This window comes from Clostridia bacterium, from assembly GCA_017438525.1.
Taxonomy (GTDB): domain Bacteria; phylum Bacillota; class Clostridia; order Oscillospirales; family RGIG8002; genus RGIG8002.
The window spans coordinates 119,007-138,974 of sequence record JAFRVI010000004.1; the positions used below are offsets into that span (position 1 = coordinate 119,007).

General features: G+C 54.9%; 6 protein-coding genes. All 6 read right to left on the reverse strand.

What is annotated here, in order from left to right; genetic code table 11:
* Nucleotides 1-26: 26 nt before the first annotated feature.
* Nucleotides 27-728, reverse strand: a complete 702-nt coding sequence (locus IJL83_00775; GenBank protein ID MBQ6552143.1) for an endonuclease/exonuclease/phosphatase family protein — start codon at nucleotides 726-728, stop codon at nucleotides 27-29.
* A 140-nt stretch (nucleotides 729-868) separates the two neighbouring features.
* Complete coding sequence (locus IJL83_00780; protein MBQ6552144.1) at nucleotides 869-1,990, reverse strand: hypothetical protein; 1,122 nt, start codon at nucleotides 1,988-1,990, stop codon at nucleotides 869-871.
* 41 nt (nucleotides 1,991-2,031) lie between these two features.
* The gene (locus IJL83_00785) at nucleotides 2,032-6,774 is read right to left on the reverse strand and encodes a leucine-rich repeat protein (protein ID MBQ6552145.1); all 4,743 of its coding nucleotides are present in this window, start codon (nucleotides 6,772-6,774) and stop codon (nucleotides 2,032-2,034) included.
* A 54-nt stretch (nucleotides 6,775-6,828) separates the two neighbouring features.
* Nucleotides 6,829-11,517: a leucine-rich repeat protein gene (locus tag IJL83_00790; GenBank protein MBQ6552146.1), complete on the reverse strand. Its 4,689-nt coding sequence runs from the start codon at nucleotides 11,515-11,517 to the stop codon at nucleotides 6,829-6,831.
* A 56-nt stretch (nucleotides 11,518-11,573) separates the two neighbouring features.
* On the reverse strand, nucleotides 11,574-12,317 hold the full coding sequence (locus IJL83_00795) for a DUF4886 domain-containing protein (GenBank protein MBQ6552147.1): 744 nt from the start codon (nucleotides 12,315-12,317) through the stop codon (nucleotides 11,574-11,576).
* A gap of 178 nt (nucleotides 12,318-12,495) precedes the next feature.
* Entirely contained in the window at nucleotides 12,496-19,851 is a 7,356-nt protein-coding gene (locus IJL83_00800) for a DUF3131 domain-containing protein (GenBank protein ID MBQ6552148.1), read from the reverse strand.
* Nucleotides 19,852-19,968 lie beyond the last annotated feature (117 nt).

A 19,968-nucleotide genomic window follows, 5' to 3' on the forward strand; every position in this document is an offset into this window, starting at 1 on the left:
TATTTTACTCGCAATATAAGCAGCCGTTATTCCAAATTGAAATCGGCGTATAAAGGAAGGTGGTCCGAAGCGCCTTTGACGCTCTCGTCGTCGCCGAGCGTGACGCCGAGCGATTTCGCGCCGGAGGTGTGAAAGATGTGATCGACGACGTGCGGAAGCGGAGCGGCATCGGCGTCGCTGAAAACTCCGTTTTCCGTCAGAGCTTTGTATTCGGGCTTATCCGGCGTTATGTTCATATCGCCGGTGGAGATATACGGGCAACCGTATTCCTCAACGAAACGCTTTGCGACCCCGATGAGCTCATCGATCTGCACGAGGCGTTCGGCGGTCCTGTCGCCCGGGTACTCCGAATCGAGATGCGTGCTCGAAACGGCAAAACGCTTACCGTCGGATATACGCTCGAAAACGCCGACGTCGATAAGACGCATACGCTCGTTGTTTGAAACGGAATAGATATACTGTTCGCTCGCAATAAGGCGGAGTTTTTTCACGTCGAACATCAAACCGGTGCAGCTGCCGTCCGTAATGTCGCCGAAGTCCGGCTCTACGAAATCGTATTCTTCTTTAAGCTGTTTTCTGAACGCCGAATACCAGCCGCGGCTTGCCTCCTGGATGCCGATAACGTCCGGTCTGACGCGCAGGATATACTCGACCGCGCCGCTCGGACGATCGCCCAAAGGGGTGCCCCAATCGTAGTCGTCGTTGTCTACGAGCAGGTTATAAGACATAACCCGCAAAACCGCGTTTTCCGACTCCGGATTTGGTTTTTTCCCTGTTAAAAAACACGTCATTATTCCGAATCCCAACAAAAGCAGAATTACTATAGTCAACACGATATGGTTGACAAACGGCTTTTTCATAGGCGTTATTACTTCTTCGAGTAGAGATAGAGCAAACCGGCCGCAAGAGCAAGACCGATAAGGACCGCGATAGCGACACGCAGCGCGGATACCGGCGACTTTCCGCCGACCTTTCCGGTTTCGCCGTTGACCATGAATTGAAATATCTTCTCTTTAAATTTGAACGAAGAAAGCCATACGGGCAGCAACAGGTATTTATACTTAATATCGAAATACTTAGTCGCCATTCTGACGTTGTTGACGTGATCGGCGTGGTGCGCTCTGCGGACTTGATCAGTAATATCGGATTCAAGGCGGGAGGAAATGAAACCTTTTCCCTTCTCCCACGCGTCGTTGAGCCCGATGGAATAGCGCTCGGAAATGAATCCCGCTATGTATTCGGGCTTGTACTTCTTATTATTCGCGGTATCATACGGCTCGATCGAACGAAGCGTCGCCTCGTTATAACGCGTGGTGCCGCAGACGGCCTGATCGTCTATGAAGCAGGAATAATGCCCGGAGGTGTTGTACCACGTCGTGGTTGTGTGAGTATTTCCGTTGCTGTCTGTGTATGTGTGGTCAATGCCGTAGCGGGCGGTATAGTCCGTCTCGGTCTGTGAATCGAACGTCCAGTAAGGCAGATAAACGCCTTTGAAAGATTCGGGTCGGGCGCTCTGCTTCGCTTTTGACGGGCAGAAAAGCTTTTTCTTGATCCACGCGGTGAATCTTTCGCCTGCGGTCTTCGCGTCGATCCTGAAGGGGCAAACGCCGCCCGGGGCAAGCGTGTTGACCGCGGCCTCCTCCATAACCTGATTCGAGCCGCAGTAGGGGCATACGTCAGCTATCTGCAGCGCGTCGTAAATCGATTCGCCGCCGCAGGATTTGCAGATGACGGTCTTCTTCTCGACGCCCCAGTCGCAGTTTCCCCTTTCGGCCGCCGAGTAGAAATCCTGCTCCATGCAGCGTTCCTCGTTCGACTCATGAGGCGGTATCGCCTGCTGATGCCCGCAGTACGGACAAAGCAGTCCGCCGGAAACCGGATCGAAATCCATAACGCCGCCGCAGGACGGACACTTCTTGTCCGTCTCTTCCCTCGTTGTCGTTTGCTGGATCACTTCGACTTCATTGTTGTACTCGTTAACGTCGCTCACTTGGTGTTCCTCCAGACTATTTTTCAAATATTATTTATAAATCAGAGACCTATCGCTTTCCTGAGAACCGCAAGGGCGTCTGCTACCGTGATCTCTCCGTCTCCGTCGAGATCTATGGCAGCCGTCACTTTTTCACTCGGAGCGTAAAGTCTCGCCGCGGCGCGCAGCGTAAGCAGAGCGTCGGATACGGTGATTTCTCCGTCTCCGTCAGCGTCGCCCGGAACGGGCGTGGTATCAACCACGGTAAAGCTCACCTCTGTGGTGAACTCGTCGTAGCCGTTGACGACTTTGAGCGTGTATTCGCCGGGCTGAGTGATCGGCTTTCCCGCGTCGTAATACTCGCCGTTCAGGTATGCGACGTGACCGTCGTCCCACGTTGCGCTCACGGCTCCGTCGTAAAGGTCGTATGTCTCCCCGTCTTCGACGCCGCTTATCACCGGAGCGGCGAGCGGGACGAATACAAGTTTGTCGCTCGTCGCCGCGTATGTTTCGGCGGCGGTGCCGGGATAGCCGTAAACCTTGACGGTGTAATACGGTCCGCGCAGGCAGTTTGCGTTGACGGTCGTCGCGCTTCTCGGGATATAAACGCGCTCAAGCAGAAACGCCAGATTCGAAACGTTTGCGTTGATCGTTTTCACGCCCTCGGCGAAGATGTAGCATCTGTTGCCTATCGACGACGGGAAGGTGTTTCCCGGCACCGTAGTCAATCCGCCGCCGATCTTGACGTATCTCGCTCCGCGGACGTAATGGAAAGCGTTCGAAGAGAGGGTTGTGACGCTGTCGGGTATTTCGACGCATGCGAGACTGAGGCAGCGCTGGAACGCATACTGCCCGATGTATTCAAGGCCTTCCGGCAGCTCGAGCTCCTCAAGCGAAGCGCACTCGCTGAACGAATAGTTGCCTATGCGTTTAAGTGTTGCCGGCAGACGGAGCTTCATATGGCGTACTGTCCTGCCGTAGTTCGCGAAAGCGTAGTCGGCGATCTTCGTCACGGGATAGCCGTCTATGTAATCCGGTATATACAGATACTCGGCTCCGGACTTACAGGAGTTAATCGTGACGGTATCGTCGGAGTTTACGGTGTAGAGGAAATCGCGCGTCGTGGCGTTCTCATCAACCGAAACGGTAACAGCGGAGGAAACTTCGCCGGTGTCAGCGTTTACGAGGCGAATGCGGTAGTTCCCCGCCTTCTCGATATAAGTGCGCATGAGCACGCTTTCATAAGGCGCGTCGATAAGCTCACCGCCCATCTTAATTTGACCGGCGGGTATCCTTACGCTGCTCTCTTCGGCGGTGTTTAGTATCTCGACGAAAACGTTATCCGCAAGGATCGAAACGTCGGCTTTGACGTAGATCCAGCCGTCGCGGAAAACGTTCGCAGAAGCGGCGTAGTCCGCGGCGTCGGCGGAAACCGAGACCGCGCGGAACGTCGCGGCCGCGCTTTCGCCGGTAAGGTCGGCGACCGCCATCGAAACCATCGTGCTCGTGGCGTATTTCAGAGAACAGACCTTTTGCGCGTTCTCGAGCTTTTCATCCTGCTCCTCGTATTCGTCTATCGCCGCTTTCAGCGCGGACTTGTCAACGTTTTTGGGCAGCTCCCAGCGGTTCACGCAGCACGGGAGCGAAATCTCGGTGCAAAGCACGTATTTGCTGTCCGGGGTAAAGCATATCGCGGACGAAACGTGACCTTCGGACTGGAGATCGTTTTTCTGAAGCAGAGTGCTGATATACGTTCCGTCGGCGGCGAAAAGCTTGAGCGTATGGTCGAACGAGGAAACGACAATGTATTTGCCGTCCGGCGAATATGCCGCCTCGTTGATTATGCCGTCGAATCCGCCGAGAAGCGAAACGCATCTGCCGCTTTCAACGCTGTAAACGCGGGCGGCGGTGTCGTTGCTGTTTGTGACGATATATCTGCCGTCCGGCGAGAACGAGAGGGTTCTGACCGAGCTTTCGTTGACGGTGTCGAGGCGGCTTACCGCGACTTTGTCGGCTACATTCCAGAAAACGACCTCTCCGGCTTCATCCGCAGTTGCGAGCAAAGTCCCGTCCGGAGAGAACCTGCAGCGGTTGATCGTATTTATGTGCTCGGTCGTGAAGCGAGCGTATTCGCTCCAATCTCCGGTATTAAAAATGAATATTCCGGCGCTGGTGGTCGTCGCCGCAAGCTTTGTCCCGTCGGGCGAAAGGTCGATCGAAAGCGGATCGCTTTCGACGAAGAGCTCGTGCTCCTTCGCGCCGCTCACCGCGTTGAATACACGGAGATAGTGCGGCTCGGTAACGGAACTGTTTATCGGGTTTTTCAGCGCCTGCGCGCCGCCATTGAAGCCGCCGGTTATGATATGCTGACCGTCGGCAGTGAAGCAAAGCGAATACTGCATAGTCGCGCCGTTGTGTATTTTCACAGGCGACTTTGAAAAATCAGAAGTGTCATATATGATAACCGAACCGGTCATGGTCGCCGCGGCGACCTTGCTTCCGTCGGGCGAATACGCGACCGAGAGGAAGGCGTTATACTTTTCAGTTGAAACGGTATCGAGCAGCTCGTTTGTGCGCGGATCGTAGACGCAGAGGAAGCCGGCCTGGTCGGCCATTACCGCCTGCGTTCCGTCCGGCGAGATCGCCATCGGGAAGTTATACATAAAGCTATTGTAGTTTCTTCCCATGTATTCGACGGCGCTCGCTTTCTGCACGGAGTGATCCGTCGTGAAATCGGGCGTACTGTCGGTAAACTGCTCCTCGCGGACGGAAACGCGGACGTAATCGACAACCATTTCCCTGTCGTAATACTCATACTGCGGATATACGACGCAGTAGTCGTCGCCCTGTATACCGCCGGAGGAAAGGATGATATACCTCGGCACGTCGCCGTAAGCGAACCTGATGCCGTCGTTGACAAGATTGAGCGTAACGATAAGCGCGCCGTCGAAGTACATCCTAACCTGATCGGTATCGATTTCTACGGCGTAATCATGATAATCCTCATCGAGCGAAACTTTGTTTTCCGAATAGATATACAGCGGTTTCGCCCAGTTTTTCTTTCCGCTCGCGTCGCTCCAGTGGAACGTCGCTATCTGCTGACCGTAAAGGTCGTCGCCGTATTTTACGTAATCTTTGTGCTGAACAGGCATTTCCATAAGGTCGATCTCGGAGCGCGCCATATTCATCGAATCGACCGGCATAAGCCAGATCGCAGGCCACATTCCCATGCCCTTCGGCATTTTCGCTCGGATCTCGAATCTGCCGTAGGTCATCGCGTATTTGCCGTTCGTCTTCAGGTGCGGCGCTTTGGACTGGTAGCCGTTATAATCGCCGGCGTAAGTGCGGAGTATGAGGTTGCCGTCCTCGAGAAATGCGGTGTCGTCGGAATCGACGTAGAGCGCGCTGTTGCCGCCGCCGAAGAAGAACCCGCTGTCCGCCTGCCAGATGGATCTGTCAAGCGTTTCGCCGTCGAATTCGTCGCTCCAGGTGCTGACATAATCTCCGTCGTGTACTTTGCAGATTATAAACTTCTTATATGCCGATCCGTTCGTTGCTTTCAGCGTAGTGCCGGTATACGTCAGCTTGCCGACGCTTCTGACCTGTATTGTGAACTCTCCCTTCGCGGCGGAAAGCGCGAATTCCTCGTAAATATCGTTATAGTCGACCTTGTCGAAAGAGACCGATGCGGCGGAAGGTATTCTCATCGCGCACGCGCTGGCCTTGTTGATTATTCTGAACGTTCCGTTCCCGGAGGGATCCGGCGAAAGCTGCCAGAGCTGAGTAAGCAGACCTTCTTCAGCCGGCTCGATACTGAAAGACATACTTTCATCTTTCGTATTTATAGCGCCTTCCCAAAGAAGCGCCGTCTCATCCGGAACCGGACCGAGCGTGAGCGCTTTGGGAGAATCGGTTCCGTAGGAATCAACGGTATAAATCTTGTAATAAGCGTTGTCCTCTATCGCGCCCCTTGAAGTTATTTTTTCTTCGGAATAGGGCTTGCGGTTTGAAACGTCGACGATTTCGCGGTAGGCGCAAAGTCCGGCGATACGAAGCACGGAGGCGCCCTCGCACTCGACGCGAATACTGTTCATTAGGCCGTTGGTTTCGATCTCAGCGCCGTCGTCGAACGGAACGAAGAAGTAATACGGAACGGTGATATATCCTTCACCCTCAACGGGAATATCCGAAACGGCGAGCGAATAACCGCCGGATGCTGAAACCTTGCCGACGGTAAGCGCGAGGGTTGAAGGCGCGTCAACGCTCACCCAGAGGCGTAAGCCGTCAGTATCGGAGGCGTCCATGCCGAAGGGGGAAACGCCGGCAATCCCGCCGGGAATAGAGTTATCGTAAACGAGAACGCCGTCGCCGGATATTTCGACCGACTGCGCCGCGCCTTCCGGCTTATGCTCCGCGTCGAGACGAAGCGCGCCGACCGAGGAAGACATCTGAGCGATATCGGCGTCTGTCAGCGTGTCAAACGAAAGCTGCCTGACGTCCTCTCTGCCCTTCATGGGCGCGAGCAGTTCGATTCCGGAGGAAAGCTCGGAGATGAGCGCGGCAAGCTCATCTTCCGCGGCAAACCGATTATACAACGCCGCTTCTGCGCGAAGATATCTGTCGTAAAGATATTTCTCCGTCTGCTCGCTGTTGTCTTTAAAAAGCAGCGGGCGTACGGACTCCATCACGACGGAAAGCTGCTGACGCAGTTGATCCGACGGCGCGTCCGCGGAAATCACCGCGGACGGAAGCAGCGATATCGCAAACGCGAATATCACGATGGCGGTAATGGCTCTTTTAATCATATTGTCCTCCGTTCCGAACGCATAGCGTTCATTTATCTGTCAAACGGTTTCAACTCAATCAAGACCGACGGCGATCCTCAAAACCGCCAGGGCGTCGGCAACGGTTATTTCTCCGTCGCCGTCAAGATCAATGGCGGCTATCACTTTCTCCGCGGGAGCGTAAAGCCGCGCCGCGGCGCGGAGCGTAAGCAGCGCGTCGGAAACGGTAATGACTCCGTCGCCGTCGGCGTCGCCCCTGAGCGGAGTGGTATCGACAACGGTAAAGCTGACTTCGGTCGTGAACTCATCATATCCGTTGACGACCTTCAGCGTATATTCGCCGGGCTCGGTAATCGGTCTGCCGGCGTAGTAGGTCTTTCCGTTCAGATACGCAATATGACCGTCATCCCAGGACGCCGCGACAGATCCGTCATAAAGGTCGTAGGTCTTCCCTTCCTCAACGCCGGTGATCGCCGGAGCCGCAAGCGGCACGAACTCAAAGCGCGCGTCCGAAGCGGCGAATGTTTCCGCGTAGGTCCCGGGATATCCGTAAAGCTTTACGGTACCGAGCATATTCGATATGAAATTTCTGTTCATATTCGTCATACTGCGCGGAACGTACACTCTTTTTATAAGTCTGGCGTTGGACGAAATATACCCCTGAACGGTCTGCACTCCCTCATCAAAGATGAAGCAGCGGTTGCTGACCGTCATATAGAAAGTATTGCCCGAAACGTTTTTAAGACCGCTTCCGATCTTTATATACGACGTGCCGCGGGCGTAATAGAAAGCGTTGTATCCGAGCGTTCGGACGCTCGACGGAACGTCGATGTGCGCCAGCGACAGGCATCTGCCGAACGCGTATGTTCCTATCGATTCAAGTCCGTTCGGGAGATCGAGCTCCTCAAGCGAGGTGCATTCGTAGAAGGCGTATGCGCCGATGGTTTTCAAAGTCGACGGGAGACGGAGCTTCATGTGCAGCACGGTCTGGCCGTAGTTCTGGAACGCGTAGTCGCCTATCGCGGTCACGGGATAACCATCGATATAGTCGGGAATATAAACCGATTCGGTTCCGCACTTGGCGCCGGTTATCGTGACCTCGCCGCCGGATACCGTGTAGAAGAAATCGCGGGTAGTCGCAACATCGCTCACGCTGACGGACGCGCTCACGGAAACTTCGCCGTCGGAATCAACGAAATATACCGTGTATTCGCCTTCGGTGATATGCGTTCTCAAAAGAAGTCTGACGTAACCGTCGCCCGCGTCGTCATACGAAATCTTGAATTGATCGACGGGCATTTCGACCGGAAGCTCGCCGTTCTTTTTGATAACGACAGAGGGCTCGCACGCGCGCGAAACCTCGGCGCTTATATAAAGCCAACCGCCGCGGTATATCGAAGCGGATTCCGCGAAGGATTCGCCGTCCGCCGAAACGGATACGGTTCTGAAAGAAGCCGGAAGCGCGGTACCGGTCAGCGCGGCGGCCGCTGAAGCGACCGACTTCGCGGAAGCGTGCTTCATAGCGTAGACCGCTTTCGCGTTCTCAAGCTCGGGCGACTGCCCGGAGCAGGCATCGATCGCGGCCTTGAGGACGGATTTGTCGACCGCCTGAGGCAGCTCCCATCTGTTGACGCAGGACGGGAAAGAATAACTCGACGTATAAACGTATTTACCGTCGGGAGTGAAGCATATCTTAGACGCGATGTGACCGTAATTGGATTGGCCGCCGGGAATCAGAGTGCTTACGTAAGTCCCGTCCGCATAGAAAAGCTTCATCGTCCTGTCAAGCGAAGCCGCGGCGATGAATCTGCCGTCCGGCGAATACGCGACCTCGTGGATCTGTCCGGAAAAGCCGCCGAGCAGCGATACGCAGCGTCCGCTTTCAACGCCGTAAACGCGGGCGGCGCTGTCGGTGCAGGTGGTAACTATGTATTTTCCGTCCGGAGACCAGGCGAATTTCCTGACCGAGCTTTCGTTGACGGTATCGAGTCTGCGCACGGCGTTTTTACCGGCAACGCTCCAGATAACGACTTCGCCCGCTTCGTCAGAGGTCGCAAGCAGCGAACCGTCCGGAGAAAAGCGGCAGAACTGCACGGTGTTCACGTGTTCGGTCGTGAAGTGAGCGTATTCGCTCCAGTCGTCGACGTTGAAAACAAACACGCCGGCGCTCGTGGTGGTAACCGCAAGTTTGCTTCCGTCCGGCGAAAGATCGGCGGAGAGCGGGTCGCTTTCAACGAATATCTCATTTTCAAGCGCGCCGGTAGAAGCGTTGAAAACTCTGATATAATGCGCTTTAGTAACCGAGCTGTTATTGGGGTTCTGCAACGCCTGCGCACCTCCGTTAAAGCCGCCGGCGATCAGATGTTCGCCGTCTTTTGTGAAGGCGAGACAGTAATGCATAGTAGCGCCGTTGTTGATCCTGACGGGCGCTTTTAAGAAATCGGAAGTATCGTATATTACCGCGCAGCCGTTCATAGTGCCGGCCGCGAACTTTTTGCCGTCCGGAGAATACGCGGCGCTGATAAACGCCCTGTAGTTTATCGTGGTGGGCACCGTCCGAAGGACCTCGCCCGTGCGCGGATCGAAAACGCAGAGTATGCCGGACTGATCCGCCATTATCCCCTGCGTTCCGTCCTGAGAAATATCCATCGGGAAGCTGGACATAAAGAAGTTGGAATCCCTGCCGAGATACTCGACGCCCTGCGACGTAACGGTGGAATACTCGGAAGTGAAATCCGGCGTATCGTCTGTTCCCTGCTCGGAGCGGATATAGGCGCGGACGTAATCGACGCGGAGTTCCTTGTCGCCGTAATATCTGTCGGGATCAAGGACGGCGCTGCTGATTCCTTCGATGCCGCCGGAGGAAAGAATGATATACCTCGCGACGTCGCCGTACGCGAATTTCTTTCCGTCGTCGTCGAGATTGAGCGACATACACAGCGCACCGTCGAAATACATACGCACCTGATCGGTATCCAGCTCAACCGTATAAGTGTGATAATCGTTCGCGAGATCCTCGAAATTCTCGGCGTATATATCTACGCGTTTATCAAGGTATTCAGTCCCGGCCGGATTCGTCCAGTGCAGAGTTCCGATCTGCCTGGCGTAGAGCTTGTCGCCCTGGCTGTCGTATTCGTCGGCGGTGACGGGCATTTCCATAAGGTCTATCTCGGAACGAGCCATATTCATCGAGTCGACCGGCATCATCCAGAGCGCGGGCCACATACCGAATCCCTTCGGCATCTTGGCGCGTATCTCTACGCGTCCGTAACTTATAGCGTACTTGCCGCTGGAAAGAATATGCGGAGCGACGGACTCGTAGCCGTTATGATCTCTGTTGAGCGTTCTCAGGACGAGATCGCCGTCTTCAACGAAGGCGGTCTCTTCTGAATCGATATAAAGCGCGGTGTTTTTTCCGCCGAAGAAGAATCCTGTGTCGGCGCGCCAGATGTTAGAGTCGAGCTTGTCGCCGTCGAACTCATCGCCCCACGTCTGTACGTACCCGCCGTCGTTGACCTTGCAGACGACAAACTTCTTAAAGGAGTTGGAAGCCGTGCCTTTGACCGTCGTACCCGCGTAAGTAAGCTTCGCAACGCCGCGCACCTGTATGGTGAATTCGCCTCTTGAAACGGTGAGACCGAATTCCTGCGTCGTATCGTTATAATCGATCGTGTCATATGTAAGCACCGTCGCGGCGTTACCCATCGTCATGGCGTAGGCGGTGGCTTTGTTGATTATCCTGTAAGTCGAATTACCCGACGGGTCCGGCGTAAACTGCCAGAGCTGCGCCGGATCGCCCTCCGCCGCGGGTTCAAGCGTGAAAGCGTAGTTGTTCTGCTGGAGGGTTATTGTTACCGCTTTCGGATCATCGGTGCCGTAGGAATCAACGGAGTAGATTTTATAATAAGCGTTATCGACGATTCCGCCTCTGGTCGTGATGCGTTCTTCGGAATATGGCGTTTTTCCGGAAATGTCGACGGTCTCGCGATAAGCGTGGAGATCCGCGATATAAAGCGTATCCGCGCCCTCACATGCGATGCGGATATAGTTCATCAGCCCGTCGGTCTCGATCCGAGCGCCGTCCGTGTCGGGAACGAACATATAATACGGGATCGTTATATACCCTTCGCAGTCAACAGGAATACCTGAAGCGGTAAGCGAATAGCAGCCGGCCTCGGCGCGCTTGCCTACGGTCAGAGAAACAATTGCGGGCGCGTCGGCGGATATCCAAATACGAAGTCCGTCCGTATCGAACATATCCATACCGAACGGAGAGGCACCGGAAACGCCGCCTTCAACGGAGTTGTCGTATACGATGCCGCCGTCGGAAACGATCTTAAGCGACTGCCTCGCGGCTTCCGGTTTATTCACGGCGTCAACGCTGACGACGCCGACGCTGTTTGCCATAAGCGCGATATCATCGGCAGTGATATAATCGAACGACATAAGCCGGACGCGCTCACTGCCCTTCATCGGCGCGAGGAAGTCGACTCCGTTACACACGTCTTCCAGAAGCCCGTAAAGCGTTTCCGCGTCGGCGCTACCTTCAAACAGCGCCGCCTCCGCGCGAAGAATCCGGTCATAAAGATACTTCTCGGTCTGCTCGCTGTTGTCTTTATAAAGCAGCGAATGCGCGAACTCAATCGCTTCCGAAAGCTGCGCACGGAGCGCGTCGGTATCACCTTCGGCGTGTATCCACGCGGAAGGAAACAGCGAAGCCAGCATGGCGATTATTATAAGCGCGGTAATCGTCTTTTTAACCATATCAGTCACCCCGTTAAATCAGTCTTTCAATCCGTTCGGTTAAAGCGGAAAAAGAATCACTCGCATCTGCCGTAAATATCGCACGCTTTATGTATGCAGTCGCGGAGGATGGCGAATTCCTCATCTGAAATATTATCCGGCTTGAAGGTCGAATCGTAAATCGAACCGCCGGTCACGACCTCAAAGAAGACGCCTCCAGCGAGATACTGCCCTTTAGCGTTTGCGTGGAAGCCGTCCTCGCAGAGAGTATCGCCGATAGCGCTCGCTCTGGCAAGCTGAAACGCTTCGCCCGACGGAACTATATGCTTCGCGCCGATCGCTTCGGCCGCGCGGAAGTACGCTTCTTTTACACACTTGAACATATACTCCTGATCGCAGTTGAAATCAGGGAAATGCTCGTGTGTTGAATCGTGCTGATACGCCCAGGTCTGATGTATCATTATCTCCGCGTTCGGGACGCGTTTGTGAACGTAGTTGTAAACGTAATCGAGATACGGCTGGTAGGTATCGAAGTTACCGGCAAGTCCGCTGACCTGCTGAAGAGAAATATGAGTCCAGTCGTCGCTCTCAAGAGCGGTATTTATATCACAGGAACCGTTGCTTCTTCTGCGAGTATGCTCATAACCGTATACCTCCGCGCCGGTCTCGAAAAAGTTCTTATGCATCTGCAGACTGCATCCGCCGTAGCACAGATCGCCGACCTTGAGCTTCATCGGGCTGCCGTCCGCGATGCTCTGCAGATATGTGTAAGCGTTCCATGAAAAGCTGTTTCCGATCATCAGGAGTTTTCTTTCTTCCATAGGTTTTGACCTCGATTCCGAAAATTGCGTATAATATACCCTTATACATTGTTGATTATATCACAAGGCACGAGCATAATCAAGTATATATTCGTATATTTTTTAATATACAAGCGCAAAAATTTCGGCGGCGAGCTCGCAAAAACCGCGCGTTCGCCGTCGATACGATCATTTATTGTCAATACTCAACTTCGACGTGTTTTTCTCCTCCGTCGAGGCGGATGAAATCGACCTCGACCCCGTCGATAACAATTCGTTTTACACCCGTGTTCCTTGCAAGAATCACGACTTCGGTCCCTTCCAGCTTCGCTTTCACCTCAAAATCCCGCCACGAGTCCGGAACGCGAGGCGAAATATAAAGCTTATCGCCGCGCTTTTTCAACCCGAGCATCTCCTCTATGACAGCGCGGTAATACCACGCAGCCGCGCCGGTGTAGATCGTCCAGCCGCCTCTGCCTTCACGATGCGGCGCGGTGTAAATATCCGCGGCCAGAAAATACGGTTCGGTCTTATATCGCGGCTCGAACGAATGCGTTATCGGCCCGATCATCTCGAGAATGTCCGACCCGTCGTTACGCTTCCCGAGTCTGAACGCCGCCATTGCGAGCCACACGGCCGCATGAGTGTACTGTCCGCCGTTTTCTCTGATTCCTGCGGGATAACGCTTGATATATCCGACTTCTTTCCTCGTATTGCGGAATGGAGGATCAAAAAGACGGACCATGTTTTCGTCTTTATCGACCAGGCGTTTGATTGCCGTTTCAACGGCGATCGCGGAACGCTTTTCGTCAAGTCCCGCAAAAACGGCAAAGCTCTGCGGAAGACTGTCTATGCGGCATTCGGCGCAATCTTCGCTTCCGAGTTTCGCGCCGTCGTCATGATAGCCGCGTATATACCTATCGCTTTCCCAGCAGTTTTCCGACGCGGCCTTCAGAGACGCGCTCCTTTTGCGCAGCGTTTCGGCGAACGGGGCGTCACCGAATGCGCCGGCTATCGCCGCGAATCTCTCCATTACGACGGCGGCGAACATAGTAAGCCAAACGCTTTCTCCCTTCCCCTTTACGCCGACCTTGTTCATACCGTCGTTCCAATCCCCGGAGCCGAACAGCAGTAATCCGTGACGCCCGACACGGTATCCTCTCTCAAGCGCGCGTTTACAGTGCTCATACAAACTTCCCGCTCCGGACACAACCGGAGAAATATATCTCTCTGACTCGTTGGGCGAAAGATTGTCACCTTTAATAAAGTTTACGATTTTGCTTAATATTTCAGCGTCATCAGTCACGGAAACGTATTCGGAAACCGCATAAGGAAGCCAGAAAAGATCGTCCGAGCAGCGCGTTCTCACTCCCTTGAATCCACCCGCTTCCTTCGGAAGTTTATGCCACCAGTGCAGCACGTCGCCCTCCTCAAACTGCGCGGACGCCGCCTTGAGAATATGCGCTTTCGCAAGCTGCGGATCGGAGTACAACAGCGCGCAGACATCCTGAAGCTGATCGCGGAAACCGTAAGCGCCGGAGTTTTGCGAAAAGCCCGTTCTGCCGTAGACGCGCGATATCTTCGTCTGATAAGGCAAATAGAAGTTTATAAGCCGGTCAAGGTTTTCCGACGGCGTTCGTATCTCGAACGCCGTATCGCCTCCCGACGCTCGCTTTTCACTTTCCTGCTTCCGCTCCGCAAAAAGAAGATGCGGATACGCGGCCGCGAGTTTGCCTCCGGCGGCGGAGAGGTAAAACCACACCGTCGCGCCTTCCCCCGCTTTCAGCCGAAGCGCCGTTACCGCGGCGGCGCACGCGCGTTCCTCAATACCGCTTTTCGTGTCCCAGCGGCCGGAATAGAAGCTGTCTTTGCCGGTCACGAAGCATACGTCCGCCGAACACGAAAGGCAAGCGACAGTCCCTTGCCACTCGTCATTATACGGATTCTCCGCAAAGAGCGCGCCGCCGCGCTCGTGAACCTTCGCCATACTCTGCGCGCAATCGTTCGGGAACGGCTCCGCGCAGTACGCGAGCTTCAGATCGACCGCATCGGAAGAACGGTTGCGAAGCGTCACGCGAATGATCTTCACGGGCAGCTTATCATGAACGGCGACGCGCGTCCGCGCTTCCAGCTTTCCGTTCACGACGCAATACTCGGCGAATCCCTTTCCGAAGCGAGCCAGACTTCCGCGTATCAGGTCGCGGTATTCTCCGCCGTACTCGGCGATGAGCCGTTCTCCTGTGTTGTCGCTCATATAGTCGTTGCTCCACGGAGTGATCTGATTCAGCCGAGAATTGAGATAATACGTGAAACCAAGCGACGAGTCGGACACAAGCGTTCCAAACGACTTGTTGGCAAGCGGAAAGCACCACGGAAGAGGACTGCTGCTCTTTTGAGGGCACGCGGTAAACGCGTCCTTTTCAAACCATCCGCCCGGGACTGAGCTCTCTATCTTTTCCGTTTCCGTCAGGGGCTCGCCCGTAATGACGGAAATACCCCTTCCGCGCGGTTCCGGAGCTTCCTCTTCCGTCCCGCAGACCTCACAGTAGACGCTCGCCGCTTTAAGCATCCTCGCCTTTTCAAATCCGACCTTCTTTTCGTCAATGAGATACACGTTTTTGCAATCCGGCGCAGCGGCCTCTTCAAGAAGCAAACGGAGACCGCCGTCATACGCTCCGCCCTCACCGTAAATAAAGCAAAGGTCGTATTTCGCGCCCTTGATCGCCGCGGCTTTGTGCGCCTTCAGATGCGTCCGCACGCGGCCGATATCCTCTTCCCCAGAAACGACGCAGGTAACTATAGGTTCGTCGCCCGAAACCGACATGCTCCATAAATCCTTCCTGCCGAGCGCGTTCAACCTCGCGGCTTCCGCGGCAGCACGCGTTTTCGGCATATCGAAAAAGACTCTCGGCAGGATCGTGTTGAGCAGGCGGTTTTCATCCGCGCCGCAGTCAATCGAAGCCGACATGTTTCCTGCCGCTTCCCAGGAGGATTTCATCATATTATGAATCCCCTCCTTTTTTATAAGGCGGAATCGCGAGAGAGCTTCTTCCCTGCTTCTGCCGGCGCATTGGATGAATACGAACGTCTCGTTTTCGCCACCGCGTAAAGCGAACCTCGTCCTGAACGCTGCGCAAGGTATTACCGGCGTGCCGTCGGCGCAGGAAAACTCCGAAGAAAACGCCTCACCGAGCGAGAATATCCCGACGCCCTTTTTCAAGACGGCGCTTCTGTCGGTTTCAAAGGCAAACTCACGGTCGCCGGCAAATCCGAACGCCGCGCACGCCTCCTCCTCGACGTCTCCGCGCCGCCACACAAGCAGACACTTCTCCGCCTCTCGATATTCGCACATGATGAAAAGGTCGGAAAAAGCCGGATGCGCCGAATGCCGGCGGTGCTCGCGAAGCACCGGTTCCGCGTATATCATCAGCTCCCCGTCCTTTTTACGCCTGTCGGTATTGCCGACTTTTATCACGCGGATTTCCGCGGGTATCCTTCCGTGTACGTTTACGCTCATGGCGGCTTCGAGCCCATCGTGAACGGCGGTGAAAACCGCCGAAGCGGACGTGAACTCCGCGCGGCGCGACACGCCGTCGCGTATCGGATCTGCGGTGATCGCGAACGGCGTATTTCCGCTTTCGCGCAGCACAACGTACACGCCGGACGGAGTCAACCTCAGGTCGCGCTTTCGAACGGTCATATCTATACCGCCCCACTTCGAAAAACCGCTTCCGCCGTCGGTTATAACGGTGGAAAATTCGCCGTTGGAAAGCAGCAGCGCGCGCGGACGGGACGGATCGGTCTCCGAACATATCATCCCTTCTTCGGGCCGCTTTTTCAATTTATATTTCGCATCCACGCTCACACCCTTATATAGTGAAACGCCGTCATATATCGCTTCCTCGAGCAGCTTTTGCGCGGTGCGCATATCGGCGTCGCGCATAAATCGCTTCTGCATAACGTTTCCGAGAAGGCAGTTCGCCACGGAAACAAGCGACATACCTGTATGATGCGCCATATAACTCTTGACTATCGAGAAGCCGCCGCCCGTTCTCGAAGCAGTGAAGTCGACCGCCTCATACAGTCCGAATTCTCCGTTCATCCCCATATTGACGAGCCGCTTAAGGTTCGCTATCGAATCCGCAGGCGAAAACGCAAGCGTGAGAAACGTTGAATACGGCGAGATAACGAGTTCTTCGTCAAGCCCGCGTTTCAGGCCAAGCTTCTGCACGCCGAACGCTTTGTACTGGTAATTCTGCCCCATATCGAACGAATAAAAACCGCTTTCGGAAACTCCCCAGGGCAGCTTCAGCGCGGCGGTGCGCTTTTTCTGGCAGTAAAGCGCGTAACGCAGCGCTTCGTCGGTAAGCGAATCCGAAACGACCGGCAGCAGCAGATGCGGCATAAAGTATTCGAACATCGTTCCCGTCCAGGATAAAGGACCGACGTATCCGTCCGCGCCGGCGAAAAGTCTGCCGAGCATTCCCCAGTGGCGTTTATCCGCGACCTTTTTGGCTATCGCGTAATAGCTCGTCATACGCGCTTCGCTCATCAGTATGTCGTACATATTGTTTCCGAACGCGCCGTCGGCGGCGTCATAGCCGATATAGAAGAGCTTGCGGCGTTGGTTGTAAAGTTTCGAGATATCCGCCTCGGCCGTCAGCTTTTCGCACAGCGCGGCGACTCCGCCGAGCTCGGAACATTCCCAGAGGTAGTCTTTCACGCCCTCCTTCAGCGCGGTAAGGCAGCATAACAGATTTCCGCTGTCGACGGTGGAAACGTATTCCGGACGCAGCGGTTCGGCGGTCTTGATGTCGTACCAGTTATATAGATTTCCGTGCCATTTCGGGATACTTTTCAGCGTTTCAAGCGTCGCGGAAGCGCGGCGGCAAAGCTCGATACTGTCAATAAAACCGAGGTCTCTCGCCGCGAGCACACACAGAAGATAGAGCCCTATATTTGTCGGCGAAGTCCGCATAGCAACGCGGTACGGCGAATACTGCACGTTATCCGGCGGCAGATAATTCGTCTCTTCGGTCACGTACTTGTCGAAAAAGCGCCACATTGCCGCGGCAAAAGAATACAACAGCTCCTCGTCTTCCTCGTCGATGTCCCGTCCTTTGCTGATCGCCGGACGGGATATTTCGCAAAAAACCGCCGGCGCGATCATCCAGAGCGCACCGAGAACGGCGAGCGGCAGCCGTCCGGAAAGCAGCGAAGCGACGCCGAGCACCGCGGTAAAGCGAAAATAGAGATAATAGTCGATTATTCCGTTACGTTTGCCGGTCTCGGCTTCCGCGGCGGTCAGCCATTCAAGCAGATTTTTGTGGGAAACCGTCATGCGCCAGAGCGACTTGGACAACTCACAGAACGAAACCGCCGCGAGCTGCGGAAGCATCATAACGTTAAGCGTTATCCTGGCGCAGCCGGCAAGAAACGCGGGTATCCCGCGCGTAATATACCTGCGGAATGCTATCCGCGGTTTAAACAGTCCGCGCACCGCCGCGACAGCGTCGCCGGCGGAAACCGAAACAAGCGCAAGAGCAAGCAGCGGTATCCTCAGCGGCGCGGATACAAAAACGCATACTCCGACAGCAATGAAAACCGACAGAGGCGTAATACCGCGCCTTATATTGTCAAACAGCTTGAATCTGTCCGACAGCCCGAACTCATTGCGGACCCTCTCTCCGCCTTCGTTCTTACGATGCTTCTTCAAAAAGAACGCGTTCTGGAAATCACCTCTTATCCAGCGTGACTGTCGCGTCAGCCACGATTTAACGGTCGTCGGGAACCCGTCCGACAGCTCAGTGCCGGAAACGGTGCACGCCCGCAAAACGCCGCCCTCGATAACGTCGTGACTCAGCACCTTGTTATTCGGGAATGCTCCGTCGACGACTGCGTAATACGCTTTAACGTCGATCAATCCTTTGCCCGTAAACAATCCGTCGCCGAAAAGATCTCTGTAAAGATCCGCGCCCGAGCCGCCATAGCTGTGCATCCCGCCCATTCCGGCGAAGACTCGCGAAAACAAACTGCGCGACGACGATTCGATATCAGTAGTCAACCTTGGTACCGCGATCCCGAATCCGTTTATCACACGATTGTCAACTACTTCCGCCTTGTTGAGTGGATGCTCCAAAACCGCCGTCAGTTCGGCTGCGGCGTTGATGGAAAGCGAAGTGTCCGCATCCAGTGTAAGCAAATAATCGCTTCCGACTACACCTTTCAGGTCTCCGGTCAGCGAAGCGAAATCACATACGCCGGTATTGATATAGCGCACGAATTCCGTAATAGCTCCGCGTTTGCGTTCGCGCCCCATATATTTGCCTTCTCCGCCGGAAAAAGTACGCTTTCGCACCGCGGCGAAGAAACCGCCGCCGAACTCGTTGTTGAGTTTGCGGATTTCATTCTCGAGCACAGAGAGAAGATGTGTATCCTCCGGACGCGTCGCCGTCGCGCTTTCCTTAAAATCCGCGAGAAGCCCGCATCTGAGCACGCCTCCGGAAAGCCGCACCCGAAGCAGATTCTTCGCAAGCTTTTTAACTTGATCCGCGGACGTAATAAGGCACGATACCGCGACCGTCGTTCTGACGTCGCGCGTGATTCTCTCCGGATCGAGCGAGCACACATAGCGGCGTTTTACAAATGACGACGTTACGTTATCCTGCACCGCACACCAGATAGCCCAAAGCGGAACGGGCAACAGCAGGGTGACGGCCGCGTTTTTCGTCAGTAATGCGAGAATCGTGAGAATAACAAAAGGCGCAGCACAGTATAGCGCGACATATACTTTCGCGCCGACGCCGCCGCGCTTCGGGATTAGGTACAGCCCGACGTGTTTTTCGCGTTTTCCGCCTGAAGCGGATTCGGCCTTTTTCAGCGCATTCTCCGCGAATTCCGCCTCGCTTATTCCCTCGCGCCGCGCGCCAAGCGCCACGCAAGCGCGGTAATACTTCTTCGTATCATCGCTCATATCCGCATATATACCTGCAGGATCGCGTTTCAACAGTGCGTCCGAAACGCTCAACCTTTCTATGCATTCGGACATATCCGCGCCTGACATCACGCGGAGAGTCCCGACACATCCCGATATCAGCTCCGCGCTGCCGCCGTCCGAAGAAGCAATCGCCGCACATTCCTTCGCGATCGCTTCCGTCACCGCGGCGGAAAGCATATCGCGAAACACGGAAAGCTCCGCGTTTGAAAGTATATACTTCGTCTGGACGCCCGACAAAAACTCCTCTATCTCGCCGGGTCCGGCCTTCCCCGCGGCGCGAAGCAGCGAGGCGGCAATGTGATACACAACCGGCAGTCCGTCTATTCCGGTCGGAAGCGGATCGGTGTTTTTCAAACCGGCGGCGGCCGACCTGCCTTCCCTGTCGATTAGATAATAGTTATCACAAAGCCATTCGCGCGCTGCTCCGTTTTTTGTCGCAGGAAGCGAGCCGAGTAAGGCCTTTCTGTAAGTCGCGCCTATCAGCTTCAGCCGCGAAAGCGTAAGTCGCCGCAGCGCAGCGGCGTTTGTATTTCGGCACGCGGAACTTGTGATATCCAACCCCGACCCCGCAAGGAACAGTTTGTTTTCTTTCATTTTATTTGACATAACACGCTCCGGGATAATTTAGTACGCATTACGCTTATTTTGCTACGTTTTTACGGAATAATACCGACA